This window comes from Haemophilus sp. HN_Hi10, assembly GCF_049821985.1.
In the GTDB taxonomy this organism is placed as follows: Bacteria; Pseudomonadota; Gammaproteobacteria; order Enterobacterales; family Pasteurellaceae; genus Haemophilus; species Haemophilus influenzae_D.
In genome coordinates this window covers 1,530,355-1,553,274 of the sequence record NZ_CP187495.1, presented here as the reverse complement: position 1 = coordinate 1,553,274, position 22,920 = coordinate 1,530,355, and the positions used below count along the sequence as shown (strand labels likewise).

The 22,920-nt window shown below is 37.4% G+C and carries 19 protein-coding genes; 10 read left to right on the top strand and 9 right to left on the bottom strand.

Going from position 1 to position 22,920, the window contains the following annotated elements; genetic code table 11:
• Positions 1-48 precede the first annotated feature (48 nt).
• Positions 49-1,254: an acetate kinase gene (locus ACPT8Q_RS07550; protein ID WP_061671380.1), complete on the bottom strand. Its 1,206-nt coding sequence runs from the start codon at positions 1,252-1,254 to the stop codon at positions 49-51.
• A 216-nt stretch (positions 1,255-1,470) separates the two neighbouring features.
• Here ACPT8Q_RS07550 and yfbV point away from each other — a divergent pair, with 216 nt between their 5' ends.
• The 3 genes from yfbV to purF all read left to right on the top strand — a co-directional run bounded on the left by yfbV (position 1,471) and on the right by purF (position 4,020).
• Complete coding sequence (yfbV, locus tag ACPT8Q_RS07545; RefSeq protein WP_050948499.1) at positions 1,471-1,914, top strand: terminus macrodomain insulation protein YfbV; 444 nt, start codon at positions 1,471-1,473, stop codon at positions 1,912-1,914.
• An 86-nt stretch (positions 1,915-2,000) separates the two neighbouring features.
• Positions 2,001-2,492, top strand: coding sequence for a CvpA family protein (locus ACPT8Q_RS07540; protein ID WP_005657117.1), 492 nt, complete (start codon positions 2,001-2,003; stop codon positions 2,490-2,492).
• Positions 2,493-2,502: 10 nt separating this feature from the next.
• Entirely contained in the window at positions 2,503-4,020 is a 1,518-nt protein-coding gene (gene purF, locus ACPT8Q_RS07535) for an amidophosphoribosyltransferase (protein ID WP_050948498.1), read from the top strand.
• A gap of 65 nt (positions 4,021-4,085) precedes the next feature.
• Here the strand turns inward: purF and ACPT8Q_RS07530 are convergent, their stop codons facing one another.
• Both ACPT8Q_RS07530 and argR read right to left on the bottom strand, forming a co-directional pair.
• Positions 4,086-4,976, bottom strand: a complete 891-nt coding sequence (locus ACPT8Q_RS07530) for a TIGR01777 family oxidoreductase (RefSeq protein WP_050948497.1) — start codon at positions 4,974-4,976, stop codon at positions 4,086-4,088.
• Positions 4,976-5,431: a transcriptional regulator ArgR gene (gene argR, locus ACPT8Q_RS07525; RefSeq protein ID WP_050848262.1), complete on the bottom strand. Its 456-nt coding sequence runs from the start codon at positions 5,429-5,431 to the stop codon at positions 4,976-4,978. Before argR ends, ACPT8Q_RS07530 begins: the two co-directional genes overlap by 1 nt.
• A 206-nt stretch (positions 5,432-5,637) precedes the next feature.
• Here argR and mdh point away from each other — a divergent pair, with 206 nt between their 5' ends.
• A complete protein-coding gene (mdh, locus tag ACPT8Q_RS07520) occupies positions 5,638-6,573 on the top strand; it encodes a malate dehydrogenase (protein WP_012055457.1) in 936 nt (311 codons plus the stop codon).
• Positions 6,574-6,659: 86 nt separating this feature from the next.
• On the opposite strand, the gene lysS is transcribed toward mdh, so the two are convergent.
• Positions 6,660-8,168: a lysine--tRNA ligase gene (lysS, locus tag ACPT8Q_RS07515; protein WP_050838325.1), complete on the bottom strand. Its 1,509-nt coding sequence runs from the start codon at positions 8,166-8,168 to the stop codon at positions 6,660-6,662.
• A gap of 152 nt (positions 8,169-8,320) precedes the next feature.
• Positions 8,321-9,419 (bottom strand): peptide chain release factor 2 gene (gene prfB / locus ACPT8Q_RS07510; protein ID WP_105880429.1). Its coding sequence is split into 2 segments (ribosomal slippage): positions 8,321-9,343 and positions 9,345-9,419, totalling 1,098 coding nucleotides; the frame shifts between segments, so codons are not numbered across the junction.
• 132 nt (positions 9,420-9,551) lie between these two features.
• Between prfB and dsbC the strand changes: the two genes are divergently transcribed.
• From dsbC to ACPT8Q_RS07490, 4 genes are all read left to right on the top strand, one after another.
• On the top strand, positions 9,552-10,241 hold the full coding sequence (gene dsbC, locus ACPT8Q_RS07505; RefSeq protein ID WP_050948496.1) for a bifunctional protein-disulfide isomerase/oxidoreductase DsbC: 690 nt from the start codon (positions 9,552-9,554) through the stop codon (positions 10,239-10,241).
• 291 nt (positions 10,242-10,532) lie between these two features.
• Positions 10,533-12,260, top strand: a complete 1,728-nt coding sequence (recJ, locus tag ACPT8Q_RS07500; RefSeq protein WP_032824094.1) for a single-stranded-DNA-specific exonuclease RecJ — start codon at positions 10,533-10,535, stop codon at positions 12,258-12,260.
• 4 nt (positions 12,261-12,264) lie between these two features.
• Complete coding sequence (locus tag ACPT8Q_RS07495) at positions 12,265-12,960, top strand: thiol:disulfide interchange protein DsbA/DsbL (RefSeq protein ID WP_076773380.1); 696 nt, start codon at positions 12,265-12,267, stop codon at positions 12,958-12,960.
• Entirely contained in the window at positions 12,957-13,646 is a 690-nt protein-coding gene (locus ACPT8Q_RS07490) for a 5'-methylthioadenosine/adenosylhomocysteine nucleosidase (RefSeq protein WP_050948494.1), read from the top strand. The genes ACPT8Q_RS07495 and ACPT8Q_RS07490 overlap by 4 nt, the downstream gene beginning before the upstream one ends.
• Before the next feature lie 84 nt (positions 13,647-13,730).
• Here ACPT8Q_RS07490 and ACPT8Q_RS07485 read toward each other — a convergent pair whose 3' ends face one another.
• The 4 genes from ACPT8Q_RS07485 to pdxS form a co-directional block, all read right to left on the bottom strand.
• Positions 13,731-16,556, bottom strand: coding sequence for a TonB-dependent receptor domain-containing protein (locus ACPT8Q_RS07485; protein WP_050948493.1), 2,826 nt, complete (start codon positions 16,554-16,556; stop codon positions 13,731-13,733).
• Positions 16,557-16,843: 287 nt separating this feature from the next.
• Positions 16,844-18,442 carry a lactate permease LctP family transporter gene (locus ACPT8Q_RS07480; protein WP_076773374.1) on the bottom strand — a complete coding sequence of 533 codons (1,599 nt, stop codon included), beginning with the start codon at positions 18,440-18,442 and terminating at the stop codon, positions 16,844-16,846.
• Between the two features lie 369 nt (positions 18,443-18,811).
• Positions 18,812-19,393 carry a pyridoxal 5'-phosphate synthase glutaminase subunit PdxT gene (gene pdxT / locus ACPT8Q_RS07475; RefSeq protein WP_021035026.1) on the bottom strand — a complete coding sequence of 194 codons (582 nt, stop codon included), beginning with the start codon at positions 19,391-19,393 and terminating at the stop codon, positions 18,812-18,814.
• Positions 19,394-20,269 (bottom strand): pyridoxal 5'-phosphate synthase lyase subunit PdxS, encoded by an 876-nt coding sequence (pdxS, locus tag ACPT8Q_RS07470; protein WP_050838452.1) that lies wholly within the window; start codon positions 20,267-20,269, stop codon positions 19,394-19,396.
• Positions 20,270-20,437: 168 nt separating this feature from the next.
• On the opposite strand from pdxS, the gene cmk reads away from it, so the two are divergent.
• Both cmk and rpsA read left to right on the top strand, forming a co-directional pair.
• Complete coding sequence (cmk, locus tag ACPT8Q_RS07465) at positions 20,438-21,109, top strand: (d)CMP kinase (RefSeq protein ID WP_050948492.1); 672 nt, start codon at positions 20,438-20,440, stop codon at positions 21,107-21,109.
• 102 nt (positions 21,110-21,211) lie between these two features.
• Positions 21,212-22,861, top strand: coding sequence for a 30S ribosomal protein S1 (gene rpsA / locus ACPT8Q_RS07460; RefSeq protein WP_050948491.1), 1,650 nt, complete (start codon positions 21,212-21,214; stop codon positions 22,859-22,861).
• Positions 22,862-22,920 lie beyond the last annotated feature (59 nt).

Sequence of the window (22,920 nt, the reverse complement as noted above, 5' to 3'; positions counted from 1 at the left end):
TATGTTATAAATAAAAACTGCCGAAAAATTCGGCAGTTTGTTGTTGAATTAGAAACAAAGTCTTGCGGTATCTTGTGCGATAACCAATTCTTCGTTAGTTGGAAGAACAATCGCTTTAAATGCGGAATCATCAGTCGTGATTACGCCATCTTTACCAAAACGTGCGGCAAGATTTCGTTCATTATCGATTTGAATGCCAAATAATCTTAAGTGATTCAATGCTAATTCACGAACGTGCGCTGAGTTTTCGCCAATACCACCAGTGAATGCAATCGCATCTAAGTGATCATCGCCCAACACAGCCATATAAGCACCAATGTATTTCGCTAAACGATAGCTATAAACATTTAAAGCGCGTTTTGCTTCTGGTTTAGATGCATTATCGTAGTTATCTTCAGCATAACGGCAGTCGCTGGTTACTTCAGTTAAGCCTAAAAGACCAGATTTTTTCACTAAAGTCTCTTCGATTTGTTCCATAGACATACCTAAAGTTTTGTATAGATAGAATATGATTGCAGGGTCAATATCGCCACAACGTGTACCCATTACCAAACCTTCTAGCGGAGTTAAACCCATTGACGTATCGATACATTGACCGTTACGCACAACAGAAACAGAACCACCATTACCTAAGTGACAAATAATAGCATTGACTTGGTCTGCGGGTTTGCCTACATATTCGGCGACTTCACGAGAAATGAAGTAGTGACTTGTGCCGTGTGCACCATAGCGACGTACGCCGTGCTCTTTATATAAAGAGTATGGAAGGGCATAAAGGAAGGCTTCTTCAGACATAGTTTGGTGGAATGCTGTATCAAAAACTACCACGTTTTTATCTTTTAAGTGTGGGAATGCGTTAAATGCTTCGCGAATACCAATTAAGTGAGCAGGGTTGTGAAGTGGCGCAAATTGTGCAGCATCTTCAATACCTTTAACAACTTCATCAGTTACGATAACAGATTGGGTGTATTTTTCGCCACCGTGAACGATACGGTGACCAATTGCTGCGATAGAATTTTTTAGTTCATCAGTCAGAATGTTAGATGCAATAAAATTAAGCGCTTCAGTATGCGCTGCGCCTGCGCCTAAATCTGCGTTACCTTTCTCTCCATTGAGTTTCCATTTGATACGTGCTTCTGGTAAGAAAAATGCTTCGGCTAAGCCAGATAATTTTTCTTCCCCTGTTGCTGGATCAAGAATTGCAAATTTTAGTGAAGAACTACCGCAGTTAAGGATAAGAACAAGTTTTGACATAGGAACCCTATATTTGATTGAGGTTAATAAAAATCCATCATTTAAGATGGTTTGAAAAATTAGGTATAGGATACACCTTTTGATGAATAAAATAAATTCATCGGTAAGGAAAAAATACAAACTTTATCGTATTTTTTGAAAAATTAAACTATTTTTACTAAAAATAGACTTAAAATAGCGTATGATAAGTGCGGTCAATTTTTTGAGGTGTTTTTTATGGCGTTTTTTTCCATTTTTAAACAGGGACAAATTTATCTTAATACTTGGCCGCAGGAGGCGAAGTTAGGGATTATTTTCCCTGAAAACCGTATTATGAAAGCCACGAGTTTTGCACAAAAATTTATGCCTTTTGTTGCTGTATTTGCAATACTGTGGCAACAGATTTATGCAAAAAATGATTTAATGGCATTTTCTATCGCAATTTTGACCGCACTTTTTACCTTGCTTATTCCTTTTCAAGGGCTTTATTGGCTTGGTAAGCGTGCAAATTCGCCATTAGAAAATCAAAGTGCGGTATGGTTTTACGATATTTGCGAACGCTTAAAACAACAAAATGAACCCTTGCCTTTTGTGCAAGAAAAACCGACATATCAACATTTAGCAGAGGTCTTAAGGAAAGCTCAAAGCAAATTTGAACGTGCTTTTTGGCAGGAAATTTAGTTTACGCAAACGTTTTCTTTTTGGCTGTATTTTTGTAGAATACCTCGGTCGTTTTAAACGGCCGTTTTTCATTGAGAGATTTTTTAATGATCGATTACATTATTATTGGCATTATCGCTTTTTCCATTCTTGTCAGTTTATTACGTGGTTTTGTACGCGAAGTACTTTCACTTGGTAGCTGGGTTGTGGCATTTATCGTAGCAAGCCAGTTCTATCCTTATCTTGCCACTTATCTTACGCAAATTGAATCAATGTATGTGCGTAATGGAACTGCAATCGCCATTCTGTTTGTTCTGACTTTAATCGTGGGCGCAATAGTAAATTATGTGATTAGTCAATTAGTAGATAAGACGGGTTTAAGCGGCACTGATCGCGTATTAGGTGCAGCTTTCGGTTTAGTGCGCGGTGCATTGATTGTGGCTGCGTTGTTATTTTTTATGGATACTTTTACCAATTTTGAACAAACTGATTGGTGGAAAGAATCTCAATTAATACCGCACTTTGGTTTTATTATTGAATGGTTCTTTCAACAGCTTCAGTCAAGTTCAAGTTTTTTAAATCCAACGCTTAATCAATAAGGAACACAAAATGTGTGGTATTGTCGGTATTGTTAGCCAAAGTCCGGTTAATGAATCTATTTATGCAGCATTAACTCTTTTGCAACATCGTGGACAAGATGCGGCGGGTATTGTAACGGTTGATGATGAAAACCGTTTCCGCTTACGTAAAGCTAATGGCTTAGTCAGCGATGTGTTCCGTCAAGAGCATATGCTACGCTTGCAAGGAAATGCTGGATTAGGGCATATTCGCTATCCTACGGCAGGAAGTTCTAGCGTCTCAGAGGCACAACCTTTTTATGTAAATTCTCCCTATGGTGTCACTTTGGTGCATAACGGCAATTTAACCAACTCAGTGGAGTTAAAAGAAAAAGTCTTTAAAACTGCCCGCCGTCACGTAAACACTAATTCAGATTCTGAACTTCTTCTTAATATTCTCGCTAATCATCTTGATCACATTCCTCAAAACCATCTTGATCCACAAGATATTTTTTATGCCGTTCGTAAAACTCACAATGATATTCGTGGTGCTTATGCCTGCGTAGCGATGATTATTGGACATGGGATGGTTGCATTTAGAGATCCTTTTGGTATTCGTCCTTTGGTGTTGGGTAAACGTGAAGAAAATGGCAAAACTGATTATATGTTCGCCTCTGAAACAGTGGCTTTAGATATTGTCGGTTTCGAGTTTGTACGTGATATTGCTGCGGGCGAAGCCGTTTATGTAACGTTTGATGGCGAGCTTTATTCACAACAATGTACCGAAAGTGCGGTGTTAAATCCTTGTATTTTTGAGTATGTTTATTTTGCACGCCCAGATTCAACGATTGATGGCGTCTCTGTTTATGCGGCACGTGTTCATATGGGGGAAAAACTCGGGAAAAAAATTGCAAAAGAATGGGCGGATGAAATTGATAATATTGATGTGGTCATTCCTATTCCTGAAACCTCCACAGATATTGCGTTACAAATAGCTCGTGTACTAGGGAAACCTTATCGCCAAGGATTTGTGAAAAATCGCTATGTTGGTCGTACCTTTATTATGCCAGGACAAGCACAGCGTATTAGTTCTGTTCGTCGCAAATTGAATACCATTAAAGCTGAATTTAAAGATAAAAATGTGTTATTGGTGGACGATTCTATCGTTCGTGGCACAACCTCTGAGCAAATTGTTGAAATGGCTCGCTCAGCTGGTGCGAAGAAAATTTACTTTGCCTCTGCTGCTCCTGAAATTCGTTATCCGAATGTATATGGTATTGATATGCCGAGTTGTGATGAACTGATCGCTTACGGTCGAAATGTTGAGGAAATTGCACATTTGATCGGCGTAGATAAATTAATTTTCCAAGATCTGACCGCACTTACTGAATCTGTTCAATTGGAAAACCCAGCCATTCAAGGTTTTGATTGTTCTGTTTTCACAGGCGAATATATTACAGGCGATATTAGCCCTGAATATCTTAATAAAATCGCAACTCAACGCAATGATAGTGCAAAGAAAAAACGTGAAAAACAAGCATCCAATCTTGAAATTTATAATGAACAATAAATTGCGATAAGGCGAGATATTTAGTCCGATAAAAATCACCGCATTAAAAAAGTGCGGTGATTTTTTTATTTGTTTTTTAGGATTTCTTCTAGATAGTTTTCGCAATCAGAATATTGAAATTGGAATCCAGCGTTGAGTAATTTTTCAGGCACAACATTTTGGCTTTCTAGTAATAGATTCGCTCGTTCGCCAAGCATGAAATGTAATATCCATTTGGGAATGGTTGCAAAGGCAGGACGTTTTAATATTCCAGCCAAAGTGCGGTTAAATTTATGCTGTTTTATGGGATTCGGGGCTGAGAAGTTAAATGCCCCTCTACATTCTGAATGATCGAGTAAAAATAAAATGCCGTTTACAATATCTTCTAAAGCAATCCAAGGGAAATATTGCTCTCCCTTGCCCAGATTACCGCCAAGTCCCCATTTGTATAAAGGCAACATTTTTGCAAGCGCGCCTCCTTTCTTAGAAAAGACTATTCCTGTTCTAATCAAACAAACTCTCGCATTAGCTTGTCGCGCGATATTTTCCCAATCTTGGCATAATTGTGCGGTAAAGGTTTTTGCTGTTTTGCTTGTTTCAGTAATTGTTTGTTCGTCTTGATCGCCGTAAATTCCAGTCGCTGAACCTGATATAAAAATTGGGTATTGCTGATACTGATTGATGAATTCAACCAGTTGAGTGGTAAGGCTTAAACGACTTTCTCGTAAAATAGATTTCTGATTTTTCGACCAAACTTTATGAAAAATTGGTTCGCCAGCAAGATTGATGATGGCATCAAACTGTTCTTGTAAATCGAGTTCTGAAAGTGCGGTAATAAATTTGATGTTTTTTTGCTTTGAGAAAGTGTGCGGCGAACTTGAGCGCGTTAAGATCGTCACTTGTTCATTGCGTAAGCAGAGTTGTTCGACAAGTGCTTTGCCGATAAGTCCTGTTCCTCCTGTTAATAGAATATTCATTACAATGCGTTTTCAAATAAGCGTTGGATATTTTGCAATAATTCGTCGATAGGTTTATCGCTTGTGGGCGTGACAAAAATAGTATCATCGCCTGCGATAGTGCCTAAAATGCCTTCCGATTTTCCAATGGAATCAAGTAATCGTGCAATTAATTGAGCAGCACCGGGCGTCGTTTTTATTACGATTAACATCGAATTGTGATCAACATCTAAGACAAGATTTTTTAATGGACTACTGGTATTGGGAACACTTAATTCATTTGGTAAGCAATAGACCATTTCCATTTTGGTATTACGAGTGCGAACCGCACCAAATTTGCTGAGCATTCTCGATATTTTTGATTGATTAATACCAGTAAAGCCTTGTTTTTTTAAGGCATCGACAATTTCATTTTGAGAACCAAAGCGTTCTTGATTGAGTAATTCTTTAAAAGCACGAGTTAAATTGTCAGTCATCTTTATTTTTTAATAGTCAAAATTTGCATAAGAATTGCATAAAAATTCACTTTCATCAACTGAAATATGAATAAGAATAAAGAGAAGAAAATATTTATCTCAGAAATGTGAACTAGATCATAGAATGATATTTCTCTATTTGTAATTGTAAGATGAACATTTTAAAATCAGGCTGTTTTAAATTAACTAACACATAAGGAGTATTTATGAAAGTTGCTGTATTAGGTGCCGCAGGTGGTATTGGTCAAGCATTAGCGTTATTACTAAAACTTCAGTTGCCAGCAGGCACCGACTTAGCATTGTATGATATTGCCCCAGTAACACCAGGTGTTGCAGTGGATGTTAGCCATATTCCAACGGCAGTGAATGTGAAAGGTTTTTCTGGTGAAGATCCAACACCAGCACTTGAAGGTGCGGATGTTGTATTAATTTCTGCTGGTGTTGCGCGTAAACCTGGTATGGATCGTTCAGATTTATTCAATATTAATGCAGGTATCGTGCGTGGTTTAATTGAGAAAGTCGCGATTACTTGCCCAAAAGCTTGTGTTGGTATCATCACTAACCCAGTAAATACTACTGTTGCGATTGCGGCTGAAGTGTTGAAAAAAGCAGGTGTTTACGACAAACGTAAATTATTTGGTGTGACAACTTTAGACGTGTTACGTTCTGAAACTTTTGTGGCTGAATTAAAAGGTTTAAATGTTTCTCGTACGAGCGTTCCTGTTATTGGTGGTCACTCAGGTGTGACTATTCTTCCATTACTTTCTCAAGTTCAATATGCAAAATGGAACGAAGAAGAAATCGAACCATTAACAAAACGTATCCAAAATGCAGGTACAGAAGTGGTCAATGCAAAAGCAGGTGGCGGTTCTGCAACGCTTTCAATGGCGCAAGCTGCGGCACGTTTTGCTCGTTCTTTAGTGAAAGGATTAAGTGGCGAGACAGTGGTTGAATGTACTTATGTTGAAGGCGATGGCAAATATGCTCGTTTCTTCTCTCAACCCGTTCGTTTAGGCAAAGAGGGTGTAGAAGAAATTTTACCAATTGGCCCATTAAGCAATTTTGAACAACAAGCTTTAGAAAATATGTTGCCAACTTTACGTGCAGATATTGAATTAGGCGAAAAATTTATTAATGGTTAATCGTTAAACAATAAGAAGGGAATATAAAATTCTCTTTTTATTAAAATAAAAAAGCCACCAAATGGTGGCTTTTGTTTGTATCTTTATTATTTCTGACGCATTGCAGGGAATAAGATCACATCACGAATTGATGGTGCATTTGCATAAAGCATTGCTAGGCGGTCGATACCTAAACCTTCCCCAGCTGTTGGTGGTAAGCCGTGCTCTAATGCAACAACAAAGTCTTCATCTTTAAACATCGCTTCATCATCGCCAGCTTCTTTTGCAGCCACTTGTGCATCAAAACGTTCATTTTGATCTTCTGCGTCATTTAATTCTGAGAAACCATTACCGATTTCACGACCACCGATAAAGAGCTCAAAACGATCTGTTACATCTGGATTTTCATCATTACGACGTGCAAGTGGAGAAATTTCCGCAGGATGAGCCATTAAGAAGGTTGGTTGAATTAAGTGATGTTCAGCCACTTCTTCAAAAATTGCATTGACAATGCTGCCTAAACCCCAAGATTTTTGCACCTCAATACCTAAGCGTTCCGCCGTGGCTTTTGCACGATCAAAGTCATATAAATCTTCTTTTACGATACCTTTGTCTGCTCCGTATTTAATGGTTGCATCGTGTAATGTAATACGTTCAAATGGTTTACCAAAATCAAATTCGTATTCGCCGTATTTCACAATAGTAGTACCAAGAATATCAATCGCTAATTTACGCAGAAGTTCTTCGGTGTTATCCATTAAATCATGGTAATCCGCATAGGCTTGATAATATTCAAGCATAGTAAATTCTGGATTATGACGAACAGAAACCCCTTCATTACGGAAGTTACGGTTTAATTCAAATACTCGTTCAAAGCCACCCACTACTAAGCGTTTTAAATAAAGTTCAGGTGCGATACGTAAATACATATCCACATCTAATGCATTGTGATGGGTTACGAAAGGACGCGCAGATGCACCGCCTGGAATAACTTGTAACATTGGCGTTTCCACTTCCATAAAGCCTTTAGAAATGAAATATTCACGAATACCCGCGACAACTTTAGAACGAATAATAAAAGTGCGGCGAGATTCTTCGTTAGAAATTAAATCTAAATAACGTTGGCGATAACGAACTTCTTGGTCGGTTAAACCGTGGAATTTATCTGGTAATGGGCGAAGTGCTTTAGTTAAAAGTTGAACTTCAGTGGTTTTTACAGTGAGTTCATCGGTTTTTGTTTTAAATAAAGTGCCTTTAACGCCAACGATGTCGCCTAAATCCCAAGTACCAACGTCATCTTTATAAACACCTTCAGGCAAATTATCGCGTGCAACATAAAGCTGGATTTTACCGCTCATATCTTGAATAGTGATAAACGTTGCTTTACCCATTGCACGGCGAGTCATAATACGACCAGCAACTTGTACTTCAATGCCTTTCTCTTTTAAGATTTCCCCATCTTCTGCATCATATTGATTGTGCAAATCTTGTGCGAGCGCATCACGACGAAACTTGTTTGGAAAGGCATTACCTTTTGCACGTAATGCGGCTAATTTTTCACGACGAACGAGCATTTCGCCATTGAGATCTAATTCTTTAACTTCTTGTTCTGACATATTGTTTACCTTGTTTTATAAATTAATAAGAAATTTTTATTTTCTTTGTTTACTTTAGGAGCTGTTGAAGACTAAAGGAAATATATTATCGAAAGCCCCCTTCCGTCGCTTCGCGCCACCTTCCCCCGTAAACAGGGGAAGGCAAGAAATTTTTACAAGCCAGCTTTTAAACTCGCTTCAATAAATCGATCTAAATCCCCGTCTAATACGGCTTGCGTATTACGGTTTTCCACGCCAGTACGTAAATCTTTAATACGTGAATCGTCTAATACGTAAGAGCGAATTTGGCTTCCCCAACCAATGTCGGATTTATTATCTTCCATTGCTTGCTTATCCGCATTTTTCTTTTGTAATTCAAGCTCATACAATTTCGCTTTTAATTGTTTCATCGCTTGATCTTTGTTCTTGTGCTGTGAACGGTCGTTTTGACATTGCACTACAATACCACTTGGTATATGGGTAATTCGCACCGCACTTTCAGTTTTGTTTACGTGCTGACCACCTGCCCCTGATGCACGATAAACATCAATACGTAAATCAGCTGGATTGATTTCAATATCAATATCGTCATCAATTTCAGGATAGACAAATGCTGCACTGAATGATGTGTGACGACGGTTATTGGAATCAAATGGACTTTTACGCACTAAACGATGAATGCCCGTTTCTGTTCGTAACCAACCAAAGGCATATTCTCCGCTCACTTTAATGGTTGCCGATTTCAATCCAGCTACATCACCGTCAGATACTTCCATCAGTTCTGTTTTAAAACCTTTGCTTTCAGCCCAACGAAGATACATACGGAGCAACATTTCTGTCCAATCTTGAGCTTCCGTACCGCCAGAACCAGCTTGTAAATCCACATAGCAATCGCAAGCATCATGTTCGCCACTAAACATTCGACGGAACTCTAATTTTTCGAGTTGTTGTTCGAGTTCATCTAATTCAGCAACTGCTTCATTGAAAGTGTCTTCGTCTTCTGCTTCAATAGCGAGTTCTAACAACCCATCGACATCTTCTAAACCTTGTTCTAACTTTTTGATGGTATTTACAACTTGTTCTAAAGAAACCCGTTCTTTACCAAGCGTTTGAGCTTTATCTGGATCATTCCAAACATCTGGCTGTTCTAGTTCGGCATTGACTTCTTCTAAACGCTCAACTTTGGCATCAAAGTCAAAGATACCCCCGAAGCACCGAAGTGCGGTCAGATAAATCGATGATTTTATTTTTTACAGGATTGATTTCAAACATAATAAATTCACTGTGTGATAAAGTGTGGAATTATATGCTATTTTCTGATTTTTGGATAGTTTGACCTTGCAGAAATTAGCAATCTCTCTATAATTTCAGGCTTTCTCACTCAAGCTAATTTAGGAACAAAAAATGAAGAAAATTTTTACCGCACTTTTGTGCGTGGCTGCGGCTAATGCAATGGCAGATGATGCGGCAATTAAACGCAAATTACAGTCTTTTAATATATCAAATATTGTTATTAAATCTTCGCCGATTTCAGGCATTAAAACGGCTGTCACGGATCAAGGTATACTCTATGTGAGCGAAGATGGAAAATATCTTTTTGAAGGTAAACTTTATGAACTCACAAATAATGGCCCTGTTGATGTCGCAGGTAAAATTTTAGTAGATAAACTTAATTCTTACAAAAACGAGATGATTGTTTATCCTGCGAAAAATGAAAAACACGTAGTAACAGTATTTATGGATATTACCTGCCATTATTGCCATTTGTTACATCAGCAATTAAAAGAATATAACGATCTTGGTATTACTGTACGTTATTTAGCTTTCCCTCGCGCAGGTATGAATAATCAAACGGCGAAACAAATGGAAGCGATTTGGACGGCGAAAGATCCCGTTTTTGCTTTAAACGAAGCTGAAAACGGTAATCTACCAAAAGAAGTTAAAACGCCAAATATCGTGAAAAAACATTATGAATTAGGTATTCAATTTGGTGTACGAGGAACACCAAGTATTGTGACTTCAACGGGAGAAGTTATTGGCGGTTATTTAAAACCAGCTGATTTATTAAGAGCTCTTGAAGAAACGGCACAATAATTTTATAATAAAGAGCAAGGGGCAGTTGCCTACCCCTTGTGTTTTAATAGTCGGTAATGCTTAATATGCTGGGGAGCTTAAAAGCATTAACAACACAAAAATTATGATATAAATACATAATTTAGGCATCATTAAAATCCTTAGCTGACACAATAGTTAGACTAATGGTCAGCAGGGCTTTTAACCCCTGTCAGCATTCAGGGTTAAAAGCCCTGACCGACAGGAAAAAGTATAGATAAAAGAGCTGTTGATTTCAACAGCTTTTTGCTTTTAGGTATGAATTAATATCCAGTGAAAAAACTTATCAAACGCCGTGAAATTCCAGTTGGAAATTCTGTTTCAACCCATCCGTTATTAGATCGCCTTTATCGCGCTCGTCGTATTCAAAACACCAAAGAATTAGACCGCACTTTGAAATCAATGCTTAATCCAAATCAATTATATGGCATTGATCAAGCTGTAAATTTATTAGTGGAAGCCTATCAACAACAGCAAAAAATTGTGATTGTTGGGGATTTTGATGCTGATGGTGCAACCAGCACAGCATTGAGTGTGCTGGCTTTAAGACAACTTGGCTTTTCTGATGTGGATTACCTTGTGCCAAATCGATTTGAACAGGGTTATGGCTTGAGTATTCCCGTGGCTGAAATGGCAATTGAAAAGGGCGTTCAGCTTTTAATGACGGTGGATAACGGCGTTTCGTCTTTTGACGGTGTGGCATTTTTGAAAGACAAAGGCATTCGAGTTTTAGTCACGGATCATCATTTACCCCCCGAAACTTTGCCGCCAGCCGATGCGATTGTTAATCCTAATTTAACTCAGTGTCATTTCCCTTCAAAATCTTTAGCTGGTGTTGGTGTGGCATTTTATTTGATGTTAGCCGTACGAGCAAAATTTCGTGAACTCGGTATTTTTACGGCAGAAACACAACCTAATTTTACTGATTTGCTCGATCTGGTGGCACTTGGCACCATCGCTGATGTTGTGCCTTTAGATCAAAATAATCGTATCCTTGCTTATCAAGGTTTAATGCGTATCCGTGCTAGACACTGCCGTCTTGGTATTATTGCGTTGGCTGAAGTGGCTAACCGTAATGTAGAGCAGTTTACTTCAAGTGATCTCGGTTTTTGTATCGGACCGCGTTTAAATGCAGCAGGGCGTTTAGATAATATGTCGATTGGTGTAGAACTTTTGCTGGCGAACGAAATGTCAAAAGCCAGAGAATTAGCTTTAGATCTCGATCAGCTCAATCAAACTCGTAAAGAAATTGAAGCGGGTATGAAGCTTGAGGCAATAAAAATTTGTCAAAATCTTACCGCACTTTTTAAAGAGTTACCTTCGGGGATTACACTTTATCAACCAGATTGGCATCAAGGCGTATTAGGCATTGTGTCATCAAGGATTAAGGATCAATATCATCGTCCAGTGATTGCCTTTGCACAAGATAGTGAGGGAATTTTGAAAGGTTCTGCTCGTTCTATTGAGGGGTTACATATGCGTGATGTTCTGGAGCGTATTCATTCGCAACATCCTAATATGATTTTAAAATTTGGTGGACACGCAATGGCGGCAGGCTTGAGTATTCGCGAAGAACATTTTGACGATTTCCAACATATTTTTAATCAAACCGTTGCCGATTGGTTTGATGAAGAACATCTGCAAGGCGTAATTTGGACAGATGGCGAACTGAATTCAAATGAATTTAATCTTGAAACGGCAGAGCTGATAAAATCGGTAGGCACTTGGGGGCAAGGGTTTCCTGAGCCTTGCTTTGATGGCGAATTTAAAATTTTAGACCAGCGTGCAATTGGGCAAAATAAAAATCATCTAAAAATGTTGCTAGAACCGAAACAGGGCGGGGTTTTATTAGATGCCATTGCGTTTAATATTGATACAAGATTGTATCCTGATCTTTCAATTAAACAGGCTCGTTTAGCCTATAAATTAGATATTAACGAATTTCGTGGCAATCGTAGCCTACAATTATTGGTAGATTATATTGAGCCGATAGATGAGTGATAGAATGAAATTAAAGGGAATATTGGCATTTTGTTTGCTTTTTTTATCGTCGTTTGTTTTAGCAGAAGTCAATCAGAAAGAATTTTCAGTGCAAAATTCTCCGCACTTGCCATCAAGGGACACAATTTATTTTGAAGATGGACGGGATTATTTTTCTTATAAAGAACCTATTGAACAAGCGTCTCGAACCGATAAAAAAATCCGCATTCAATTCTTTTTTGATTATGATTGTCGAGTGTGTTCTTCAGCGCAGGATATTTTAGAACTTTATAGCCAAATACGCACATATAAAGTTGCGTTGGAAGAATATCCTATTGCAACTGCCGATAGCCAGTTTAGCGCACGTATTTTTTATACTTTGCAAGCATTAAGTGCGAGCGAATTATCCAATGTTTTGTTATTTGAAACTTCAGAAAAATCCCGTTATACAGAATTGTCTGCGACAAATAAAATTCAACAATGGGCGGAAGAACAAGGGCTAGATAAACAGTTATTTATTCAAACTGAAAATTCACAAAGCGTAAAAGAACAGATCCAAAATGCGATTGAATTGACGGAAGAATATGGTGTTTTTACCTATCCTTACGTTGTCATTGGTGGAAGATATGTACTCACTGCGAGTACGCTTTATAACGATGATTATAGCGTAGCAGTGTTAGATTTTTTGGTAAATAAAATAGAACAGGAACAAAAACAATGAAAATAGGAATTGTTGGTGCAATGGCACAAGAAGTCGAAATTTTAAAAAATTTAATGGCTGATAGAACGGAAACTCGAGTAGCAAGTGCGGTCATTTTTGAAGGCAAAATTAATGGTAAAGATGTTGTATTATTACAATCAGGCATTGGCAAAGTGGCAGCTGCCATTGGCACGACGGCGTTATTGCAATTAGCCAAGCCAGATTGTGTGATCAATACTGGTTCTGCAGGTGGGGTAGCAAAAGGCTTGAAAGTCGGGGATCTTGTAATTTCTGATGAAACACGCTACCACGATGCAGATGTGACCGCTTTTGGCTATGAAAAAGGGCAGTTACCTGCTAATCCTGCTGCATTTTTATCGGATAAAAAATTGGCAGATCTCGCTCAAGAAATTGCAGAAAAGCAAGGGCAATCGGTAAAACGTGGTTTAATTTGCTCTGGCGATAGTTTTATTAATAGCGAAGACAAAATTACACAAATAAAAGCAGATTTCCCGAATGTGACGGGGGTTGAAATGGAAGCCACAGCGATTGCACAAGTTTGCTATGCGTTTAATGTGCCTTTTGTGGTGGTTCGTGCTATTTCTGATGGCGGCGATGGCAAAGCAAGTATGTCTTTTGAAGAGTTTTTACCATTGGCGGCGAAGCAGTCTTCCGCATTAGTGTTAGAGATGATAGATAGACTGTAGCCATAATCTTTTCATAAGATCACAAATTTCATAAACATTATTGAAAAGGCATAGCTATTAGCTATGCCTTTTTATATGAACCTATTAGAATTTATAGTTTAAACTCAGAATATAAGTTCTTCCACGTGCAAAGTTATAAAGTACAGATTTATCTTTTCCTCCATCTTCACAAGCATTATTTTTTTTACTACAAATTGAATCATTTAAGCTTGAATAATATCTTTGCGAAGCCGCATCATTTCCAGCATCTAACGGATCAACATAACGTTTATCTAATAGATTTTGTACTTCCGCTTTAATAATCAAATCTTTGATTGGTTCATAGCTGACGTGTAAATCTAAAATAATCGGTTGTTTTTTAATCTCTTCCGTTTTTTTCACGGCATAGTAAGTACGAGAACCTGAAGTCTTTTGTTCATAGTGAGATCCATTGATATATTCTTCTTCAATTGTCGCACGTTTACTTTTTCCATAATAACGAGCTGCCAGACCTAAGGTTAATTTTTGATCAAACCAACGTGTGCCAAGCTCTAATCTGCCGTAGTCTTTTGGTAGCATTGAAACACGAGATAAGCCATAACCTTGTTTCAAAATGTCTTCTTGTGAAGCATTATTCGGACGTGGGCTGGCATCGGCATAATTGGTTGGCTGATTAGTACGTTGATATGCATAAGAGACATTCGCAAAAAAACGTCCCATGTCATAGTTAATTTCTAACTCAGCACCGCTCTTTTTCACAATAGGCTTATAATTTTGATGTGCGATAGTAAAGCGAAAACCATTACTGTCTGCCCACGTAGGTACGCCATCTCTCCACCAAACACCGTAAACATTATGGATATAGTTTTTAATAAAACTACGATAGCCCACTAATTTGACGCCTAATACATCGTCTTGAGTGAATAGACCTTTTTTATAAGTATTAAAGCCTAGTTGATAGGTGTCAGATTGTTCAGGTTTTAATGCTGTGTTTACCCCTGCATTAGACACTTGAGAGAAAAACATCTCTTGAATATTCGGCATTCTGTGAGTGCGTGAATAAGTAAAAAATGGCATAAAATAATCACTCAGTTCTGCACTTAATGTGGCAGAATGATTGAATGCCTTTTTATGACCTGATTTATGCAAAATAGGTTCATTAATTTGTGTTTGCGTACTTTCATACCCGACATATTCACCATTAAAGGCATAATGGGTAAAATTCACGCTGTAATTTAAATGATAAATACCTTTAGAAAGTGCGGTATCAAAATACACTGTTTTAAATTTTTGCTTGCCAGAAGGTTGTAAGATTACTGAACGTTGTGGTAATAAACTTTTTGTGCCAGAATATCGCCCTCTTTGACTGTGTGAATATAAGCCTTGATCATGTGAAGCATCGTTATAAAACAAACTTAATTCTTCTGGAAAACGGTTTTTACTGTATTCATTGGTAAAATAGTTAAACCCTAATGTGGTTTTTAAATCAATTTCTTTTGGCAGTAAGAAAGTATGGCTGTTGTTAATATCAACAATATTCGCTACATTTTTTGTGATAAGTTTATCTGCCACTTGCCAGCCAGCAAAAAAACCGCCTTTAGGATAAATAGTTTTGCCAATGTTATGTGCAGCCATTAAATTAAGATCAAGATAGCTGTTATTATTGAAGTTATAATTGGCTTGGTAATTACGGTTTTCAATTTTGCGAGAACCAATTTTATTATCAAGGGTACGTATTTGTGCCCCTAGCGTATGGTGATCATCACCATATTCAAATTTTAATAAATGGCTACGCGAGCGTGATTGCAAACTGCCTGGTTCAATAGGTGCAACACTATATTGCTCTTTATTGCGTTCAAAGCTTTCATCAGTTTTTTTAATTCCATCAGCACCTTCTTGTAATTCTTTAATTTTTGATGGATCTTTGTTCTCTTTAATAAGTTGTTCTAAAATTTTCTTTCTTGTTTCATCTTTGTAAACATTTCCATAGTTGTTTGAGTTTATGTGTACATTACAATTCGCATCAGTGTAGCGTGTCTCTGTTTCTTGTGTAAGTTCATTTTTTGTGACAATAGGATCTTGACTTCCTAAATATTCAGGCTTACTTAGGTTACAAGACCAATGGGCTTTAGATAAATCAGGAGTCCACTGTCCAGCTTGGTTTAAAACATAACCTGCATTGCGGAAATAGGCTTCTTTTTCTTTAGCAAGAATATCTTGCCCTAATGATGCTAATCGTTCTCCGCCACCAATACGATAATCTTGTGAAACTTCACGTTGGCTATAACCATACACCACGCCTACATAGCCACCGTTATCAAGCCATTTTCTGCCTGCAGCCGTCGTCATAAAATTGGATTTAGTGGCATTGCTCCCTGTCATTCCTTTCAGAATAATGCCGAATGGTTTGTCATCAGTAATCACATCATTAACGCTTAATGTTCTAAAATTAGCACTGCCTGCTAACGCATTTATACCGCTTGCTCCCGAAAAGTTACTTTTATTAACATCTACACCTGCAATAAAATTAGGATCGATTGCCGCACCAAATTGAGAACTTCCGCCTGATTGACCAGAGTCTAAGGCTGTAGAATAGAAGGTTTGGGTTACACCATCAACCATCGTATTGACACGACCTAATCCATTTTCGCCACGAATATTTACAGAAACCACACCCGAGCCTTTATCTTGTTGAGTAAATGCCCCAGGAATGCTCCGAATGACTTGGTCAATGGTTTGGGTTTCCTTAAAGACATTTTCACGCGTACTTTTGGCTTTGGCTTCAGTGAAAGGTTTTTTATCGTTTGATATCACTTTTTCTACGACATCAATTTGTCCTAATGTTTCTTCGGCTTGAGCTTGTGTAATCGTTATACCGATCGTATTAATTAGGCCAAGTGTAATTAAATTTAATTTTATAGCTTTCTTCATTATCGTTCCTATTTATTTTTGAGAAGGATTACGATTATCCATTTTATAAGAGGGATTTCAAGGAATGATTTAATGAAAATACCTAAAAATAATGAAAAAAATTAATTTTTAGAGAGGAAATATGTTGAGAAGATAAAGAAAAAGAAAGTTTGGTTTTTGCTAAATGGGCAAATTCATTCGCTAAATCAACCGCACTTTAATGGGTTAAAGGTCATTTTTGATAGTAGAAATATAAAAGAGAAAAATAGGAAATGACCGCAAAAGTGCGGTCATTTTTGGCGTAAATTTTATAGATTATAAAATAAAGGTACTAAGAACAGTGCACCAAGTGCGGCAATGATACCGTAAATGATCATAGGTATAATGGTTTTCTTAATAATTGTGCCTTCTTGGTTTGAAATATTTAACACAGAACTTACCGCTACAATGTTATTGATACATACCATATTCCCCATTGCCCCACCGACAGATTGTAAAGCAAGAACAAGTGCGACAGAAATGCCTGTGGTTTCTGCGGTAGAAAGTTGAACACTACCAAATGTTAGGTTGGATACGGTATTTGAACCCGAGAAAAACGATCCAATCGCACCTAAGAAAGAGGAGAAAATAGTCCAGTTACTACCAGAAATTTCAGCAAAAGTTCTACCTATAATTTTTACCATAGAATGTTCGCCACCCACTAACATTAGGTTTACCATCACTAAGGCACCAATTAAGGCAATAAATGGATTTTTAGATTGTTGTAAACTTGATACAAAAATCTGTTTAACATTTGAACTGGAAATTTTAAAGAAAGGAATCGCAATTAGTACTGTAATGACAAATGGAATCAATGCAGGTACATAAAGAAGTTTATAGCTTGATGAAACATTTGAGCCAAAAATATTTTTTAAGCTAAAGATTAAACCTTTACTAATTTCAAATAATCCTAACGAACCTAATGTGGTTGAGAACCAAATAGTTGCGTCATTCATCATTGCTTTGAATGGTAATTGATGAATACGAGTTACAATTAAAAATGCAATAAGTAAACCTGTAGGGAATAATGCTTTAACTACTTCTCCCGTACTTACCGCATTATTATCAAGGTTATTTGTTACTTTTGCTAAACCAATATTGCGATTAGCAGCCCATACAGAAATAAATAAGCCGATTGCACCCCCAACGAGTGATGGAAATTCGTAATTGACTTGAGCAATCAAGAAATAAGGTACTACGCAACCCAGTACGCTAATATAGATAAATACGATGTTTTTACGAATATCATCCCAACTTACTAAGATACGAAGTGCTAATAATGGGATAAGAAGTGCAGCAACGGAGTGTATAAATGCTGTAATAGACCCAATTTCTAAAATCATATTTTCTGATAATTTTAAAGCACCAAAACCAAACCAAGTTGGTGTACCTACCGCACCAAAGGATACGGGAACTGAGTTCATAATCAGTGCCAACATCGCCACTTTTAATGGATGAAAACCTAATCCCACTAAAATAGGTGCAGCAATTGCTGCTGGTGTACCAAAACCACTTGCCCCTTCGATCATAAAGGCAAATGCCCAACCAATAATCATTAATTGTGCAACAGGATTTGGATTAATATTTCCTAGCCATTTTCGCATAATATTTGTTGCGCCTGAAATTTCAGAGAAACGGTTAAAGAGAATCGCACCAAAAATTACTGTAATAGGAGTTTGTACCGCAACAATTGCAGAAACAACATTTGCACTAATAGTAACAATATCTGTATTAAAGTGTAAAAGATGAACGCCCATAACTAATGTCGCAATCCAAGGTAAGGCAACATAAGAAGGTAGCGCGTTTCTTTTTACCATAAGATAAATCAGTAAAACGATAGGAAAAATACTTAGAATAAAAGACAGCATAAAATATCCTCAAAGTTAGAGTAAAAGATGTGATGATTTTATGGATTTATATAAAAAAATCATATACCTATTTTAAGAAAATGTGATCAATATCTCATAAAATTTAACATTTTTTTTTCATTTTTTACATTTTTATTACTAATTTTTATTTATCCGATAATTAATAGAATAAAATGAAATATTGATTAGATGGATAGATAAAAGATTCACAGAATCGAATACATATTATATAAAAATATACGTACCGAATAAGCCAAGGATAGTGGTAATAATCAAAACAAGGAGAAACTAGCCGAGACTTGGAGAAAGGTGTAGAGTGGCAGAGATAATTTCAATACTATCCAAGTAACAAATTGAGAAAATATTTTCTCAACTTGTTACTTTACATATATCAATAAAGTACTTATGCAAACTCATGTTATTTGTTAATTCAGGATGAAATGATGTTACCAGCATATTCTTTTCTTGAGCTGCAACGATTTTATTATTTACCGTTGCAAGAATATTGACTTTTTTACCAACACTACTGATAACAGGTCCTCTGATAAAAGTCATAGGAATTTTACCAACCCCTTTGCAATCTGCTTCTGTATAGAAACTTCCTAATTGGCGTCCATAGGCATTCCTCTCAACTACAATGTCCATCGTTCCAAAATGACTCTCTTTCTGAGAAGTAATCTCTTTAGCCAACAGAATCAAACCAGCACAAGTTCCAAAGACAGGAAAGCCAGAAGAGATAGCTTGTTTCATCGGTTCCAGCATATGCAGCTCTCTTAAAAGTTTTCCTATGGCGGTTGACTCACCGCCAGGCAGAATCAAACCTGATAAATCACTGTAATATTGTTGAAAATTTTTTAAATTTCTCAGTTCGACACTTTCAATTCCTAATTTTTCTAGCATTCGTGCATGTTCCGCAAAGGCACCTTGTAGAGCTAATATTCCGATTTTCATTTATTTTCCTCGCTCAGCCATGAGAATTTGGATTTCATTTTCATTGATACCAACCATGGCTTCACCTAAATCTTCGGAGATTTGTGCTAGGATTTGTGGATTTTGATAGTTAGTTACAGCTTTGACAATAGCGCTCGCACGTTTTATAGGATCTCCTGACTTAAAAATACCTGAACCAACAAAGACACCCTCTGCGCCAAGTTGCATCATCAAGGCTGCATCTGCTGGAGTTGCAATTCCTCCAGCTGCGAAGTTGACAACTGGCAATTTCCCATGGTTATGGACGTATTGAACCAATTCTACAGGAACTTGTAAATCTTTGGCCGCAACATAGAGTTCGTCCTCACGTAAATTTTGAATGCGCCGAATTTCTTGATTCATCATGCGCATATGGCGAACAGCTTGGACGATATCCCCTGTTCCTGGTTCTCCTTTTGTACGAATCATTGAAGCCCCTTCAGCGATACGACGCAAGGCCTCGCCCAAATCTTTGGCACCACATACAAAAGGTACTTGGAATTCTTTCTTGTCCACATGGAAACGGTTGTCAGCTGGAGAAAGCACTTCACTTTCATCGATATAGTCAATTTCAATGGCTTCCAAAATCTGAGCTTCAACGAAATGTCCAATTCTAACTTTTGCCATAACTGGAATGCTAACTGCTCCTTGGATTTCCTTGATCATCTTAGGATCGCTCATGCGAGAGACACCTCCAACAGCACGAATATCTGCAGGAATTCGTTCCAAAGCCATCACTGCAGCTGCACCAGCAGCTTCTGCAATGCGAGCTTGCTCAGGGTTTTGAACATCCATGATAACTCCACCTTTGAGCATCTGTGCTAAGTTTTTATTTAGTTCATAACGATTTTCAGCCATTTCTTTGTCCTCATTATTTGATTATTTGTATTGATAGCTACGTTTTTTATTGTAATGTAGAAAAGTCTTTAGAACAAGTTTGAAAAGCTAGTAATAATCTCTAGGATGGTAATGAGGGGAAATTGTCTCTATAATGCGCAAAATTTTGATAATGAAAGGATAATTTGTATGGGAATGATTATTACTGTTGATGGGCCTAGTGGTGCTGGGAAAGGGACGCTTTGTTACGCGTTGGCTGAAAAGTTGGGCTATGCACTGTTGGATAGTGGGGCGATTTATCGCGTTACTGCATTGGCAGCGTTGCAACGTAAAACTGATCTAACAAATGAAACAGATTTAGCAGAATTAGCACGTCATTTAGATATTCAATTTATTCCTCAAAATGGCGAGGTAAACATTTTGCTTGCAGGAATGGATGTGAGCCGTTTAATTCGCACGCAAGAAGTGGCAGATGCTGCGTCAAAAGTAGCAGTTTTTCAAAAAGTGCGGTCAGCTTTATTACAACTTCAGCAAGATTTTGCGAAAAATGATGGATTAATTGCGGATGGTAGAGATATGGGAACAGTTGTATTCCCAAATGCACAAGTAAAATTATTTTTAGATGCAAGTGCTGAAGAACGTGCAAAAAGACGCTATAAACAGTTGCAAAATAAAGGAATAAATGGTAACTTTGCACAGATTTTAGCCGAGATAAAAGAGCGTGATTTTCGTGATAGAAATCGTGAAGTTGCGCCGCTAAAACCAGCAGATGATGCTTTATTATTGGATAGCACAAGCTTGAGTATCGATGAAGTGATCGATAAGGCGTTAGCTTATATTCAAGAAAAGGTATTAGTTTAGATTTAACTGTTTGTTCAAGGAAGAATAAGCATTTATCCTCAACCCCGCATTTTATGGATTTTAATGTGGATGTTATTAACTTAAATTAAGAAGATTATTTATATGTCAGAATCTTTTGCTCAACTTTTTGAAGAATCATTAAAAGGCCTTGAAACTCGTCAAGGTTCAATCGTTGGCGGTACTGTAGTAGCTATCCAAAAAGGCTTTGTGCTTGTTGATGCAGGTTTAAAATCTGAGTCTGCAATTCCAGTTGCTGAATTTTTAAATGCACAAGGCGAACTTGAAATCCAAGTTGGCGATACTGTAAATGTTGCTTTAGATGCAGTTGAAGATGGTTTCGGCGAAACTAAACTTTCTCGTGAGAAAGCTGTTCGTCACGAATCTTGGATTGAATTAGAAAAAGCTTACGAAGAAAAAGCGACCGTTATCGGTTTAATCAACGGCAAAGTGAAAGGTGGCTTCACAGTTGAGTTAAACGGTGTTCGTGCATTCTTACCAGGTTCTTTAGTTGATACTCGTCCAGCGCGTGAAGCAGATCACTTACTTGGTAAAGAATTAGAATTCAAAGTAATCAAATTAGATCAAAAACGTAACAACGTTGTTGTTTCTCGTCGTGCAGTAATTGAATCTGAAAACAGCCAAGAACGTGAACAAGTATTAGAAAATCTTGTTGAAGGTTCAGAAGTTAAAGGTATCGTTAAAAACTTAACTGAGTACGGTGCATTCGTTGATCTTGGTGGTGTTGATGGTTTATTACACATCACAGATATGGCTTGGAAACGTGTTAAACACCCAAGTGAAATCGTAAATGTTGGCGATGAAGTAACTGTTAAAGTATTAAAATTCGATAAAGATCGTACTCGTGTATCTTTAGGCTTAAAACAATTAGGTCAAGATCCATGGGCAGCAATTGCTGAAAATCATCCAGTAAACAGCAAATTAACAGGTAAAGTAACTAACTTAACTGACTATGGCTGTTTCGTTGAAATCTTAGATGGCGTTGAAGGTTTAGTTCACGTTTCTGAAATGGATTGGACTAATAAAAATATCCACCCATCTAAAGTGGTTAGCTTAGGCGATACTGTAGAAGTAATGGTATTAGAAATTGATGAAGAACGTCGTCGTATTTCTTTAGGCTTAAAACAATGTAAAGCTAACCCTTGGACTCAATTTGCTGATACTCACAACAAAGGCGATAAAGTAACGGGTAAAATCAAGTCTATCACTGATTTCGGTATCTTCATCGGTCTTGAAGGTGGTATCGATGGTTTAGTTCACTTATCTGATATTTCTTGGAGTATTTCAGGCGAAGAAGCTGTTCGTCAATACAAAAAAGGTGACGAAGTGTCAGCTGTTGTATTAGCTGTTGATGCAGTAAAAGAACGTATCTCTTTAGGTATTAAACAACTTGAAGAAGATCCATTCAATAACTTCGTCGCAATCAACAAAAAAGGTGCGGTAGTATCTGCAACTATTGTTGAAGCAGATGCTAAAGGTGCTAAAGTTGAATTAGCAGGTGGTGTTGAAGGTTATATCCGTTCTGCTGATTTAACAAATGAAGTAGCTGTTGGCGATGTTGTTGAAGCGAAATATACTGGGGTAGATCGTAAATCTCGTATTGTTCACTTATCAGTGAAAGCAAAAGATCAAGCTGAAGAAGCTGCGGCAGTTGCAAGCGTAAATAACAAACAAGAAGATGTTGTTATTCCAAATGCAATGGCTGAAGCATTTAAAGCAGCTAAAGGTGAATAATTAATTCACGTAATAAGGCTGGGCTGATGTCCAGCCTTATTTGTTAGGAGTTATTGCTA

What these genes read in the sequence shown, in the direction of transcription:
- ACPT8Q_RS07550 (WP_061671380.1), bottom strand. Translation starts at nt 1,254, where the DNA reads ATGTCAAAACTTGTTCTTATCCTTAACTGCGGTAGTTCTTCACTAAAA.
- yfbV (WP_050948499.1), top strand. Translation starts at nt 1,471, where the DNA reads ATGGCGTTTTTTTCCATTTTTAAACAGGGACAAATTTATCTTAATACT.
- ACPT8Q_RS07540 (WP_005657117.1), top strand. Translation starts at nt 2,001, where the DNA reads ATGATCGATTACATTATTATTGGCATTATCGCTTTTTCCATTCTTGTC.
- purF (WP_050948498.1), top strand. Translation starts at nt 2,503, where the DNA reads ATGTGTGGTATTGTCGGTATTGTTAGCCAAAGTCCGGTTAATGAATCT.
- ACPT8Q_RS07530 (WP_050948497.1), bottom strand. Translation starts at nt 4,976, where the DNA reads ATGAATATTCTATTAACAGGAGGAACAGGACTTATCGGCAAAGCACTT.
- argR (WP_050848262.1), bottom strand. Translation starts at nt 5,431, where the DNA reads ATGACTGACAATTTAACTCGTGCTTTTAAAGAATTACTCAATCAAGAA.
- mdh (WP_012055457.1), top strand. Translation starts at nt 5,638, where the DNA reads ATGAAAGTTGCTGTATTAGGTGCCGCAGGTGGTATTGGTCAAGCATTA.
- lysS (WP_050838325.1), bottom strand. Translation starts at nt 8,168, where the DNA reads ATGTCAGAACAAGAAGTTAAAGAATTAGATCTCAATGGCGAAATGCTC.
- dsbC (WP_050948496.1), top strand. Translation starts at nt 9,552, where the DNA reads ATGAAGAAAATTTTTACCGCACTTTTGTGCGTGGCTGCGGCTAATGCA.
- ACPT8Q_RS07495 (WP_076773380.1), top strand. Translation starts at nt 12,265, where the DNA reads ATGAAATTAAAGGGAATATTGGCATTTTGTTTGCTTTTTTTATCGTCG.
- ACPT8Q_RS07490 (WP_050948494.1), top strand. Translation starts at nt 12,957, where the DNA reads ATGAAAATAGGAATTGTTGGTGCAATGGCACAAGAAGTCGAAATTTTA.
- ACPT8Q_RS07485 (WP_050948493.1), bottom strand. Translation starts at nt 16,556, where the DNA reads ATGAAGAAAGCTATAAAATTAAATTTAATTACACTTGGCCTAATTAAT.
- ACPT8Q_RS07480 (WP_076773374.1), bottom strand. Translation starts at nt 18,442, where the DNA reads ATGCTGTCTTTTATTCTAAGTATTTTTCCTATCGTTTTACTGATTTAT.
- pdxT (WP_021035026.1), bottom strand. Translation starts at nt 19,393, where the DNA reads ATGAAAATCGGAATATTAGCTCTACAAGGTGCCTTTGCGGAACATGCA.
- pdxS (WP_050838452.1), bottom strand. Translation starts at nt 20,269, where the DNA reads ATGGCTGAAAATCGTTATGAACTAAATAAAAACTTAGCACAGATGCTC.
- cmk (WP_050948492.1), top strand. Translation starts at nt 20,438, where the DNA reads ATGGGAATGATTATTACTGTTGATGGGCCTAGTGGTGCTGGGAAAGGG.
- rpsA (WP_050948491.1), top strand. Translation starts at nt 21,212, where the DNA reads ATGTCAGAATCTTTTGCTCAACTTTTTGAAGAATCATTAAAAGGCCTT.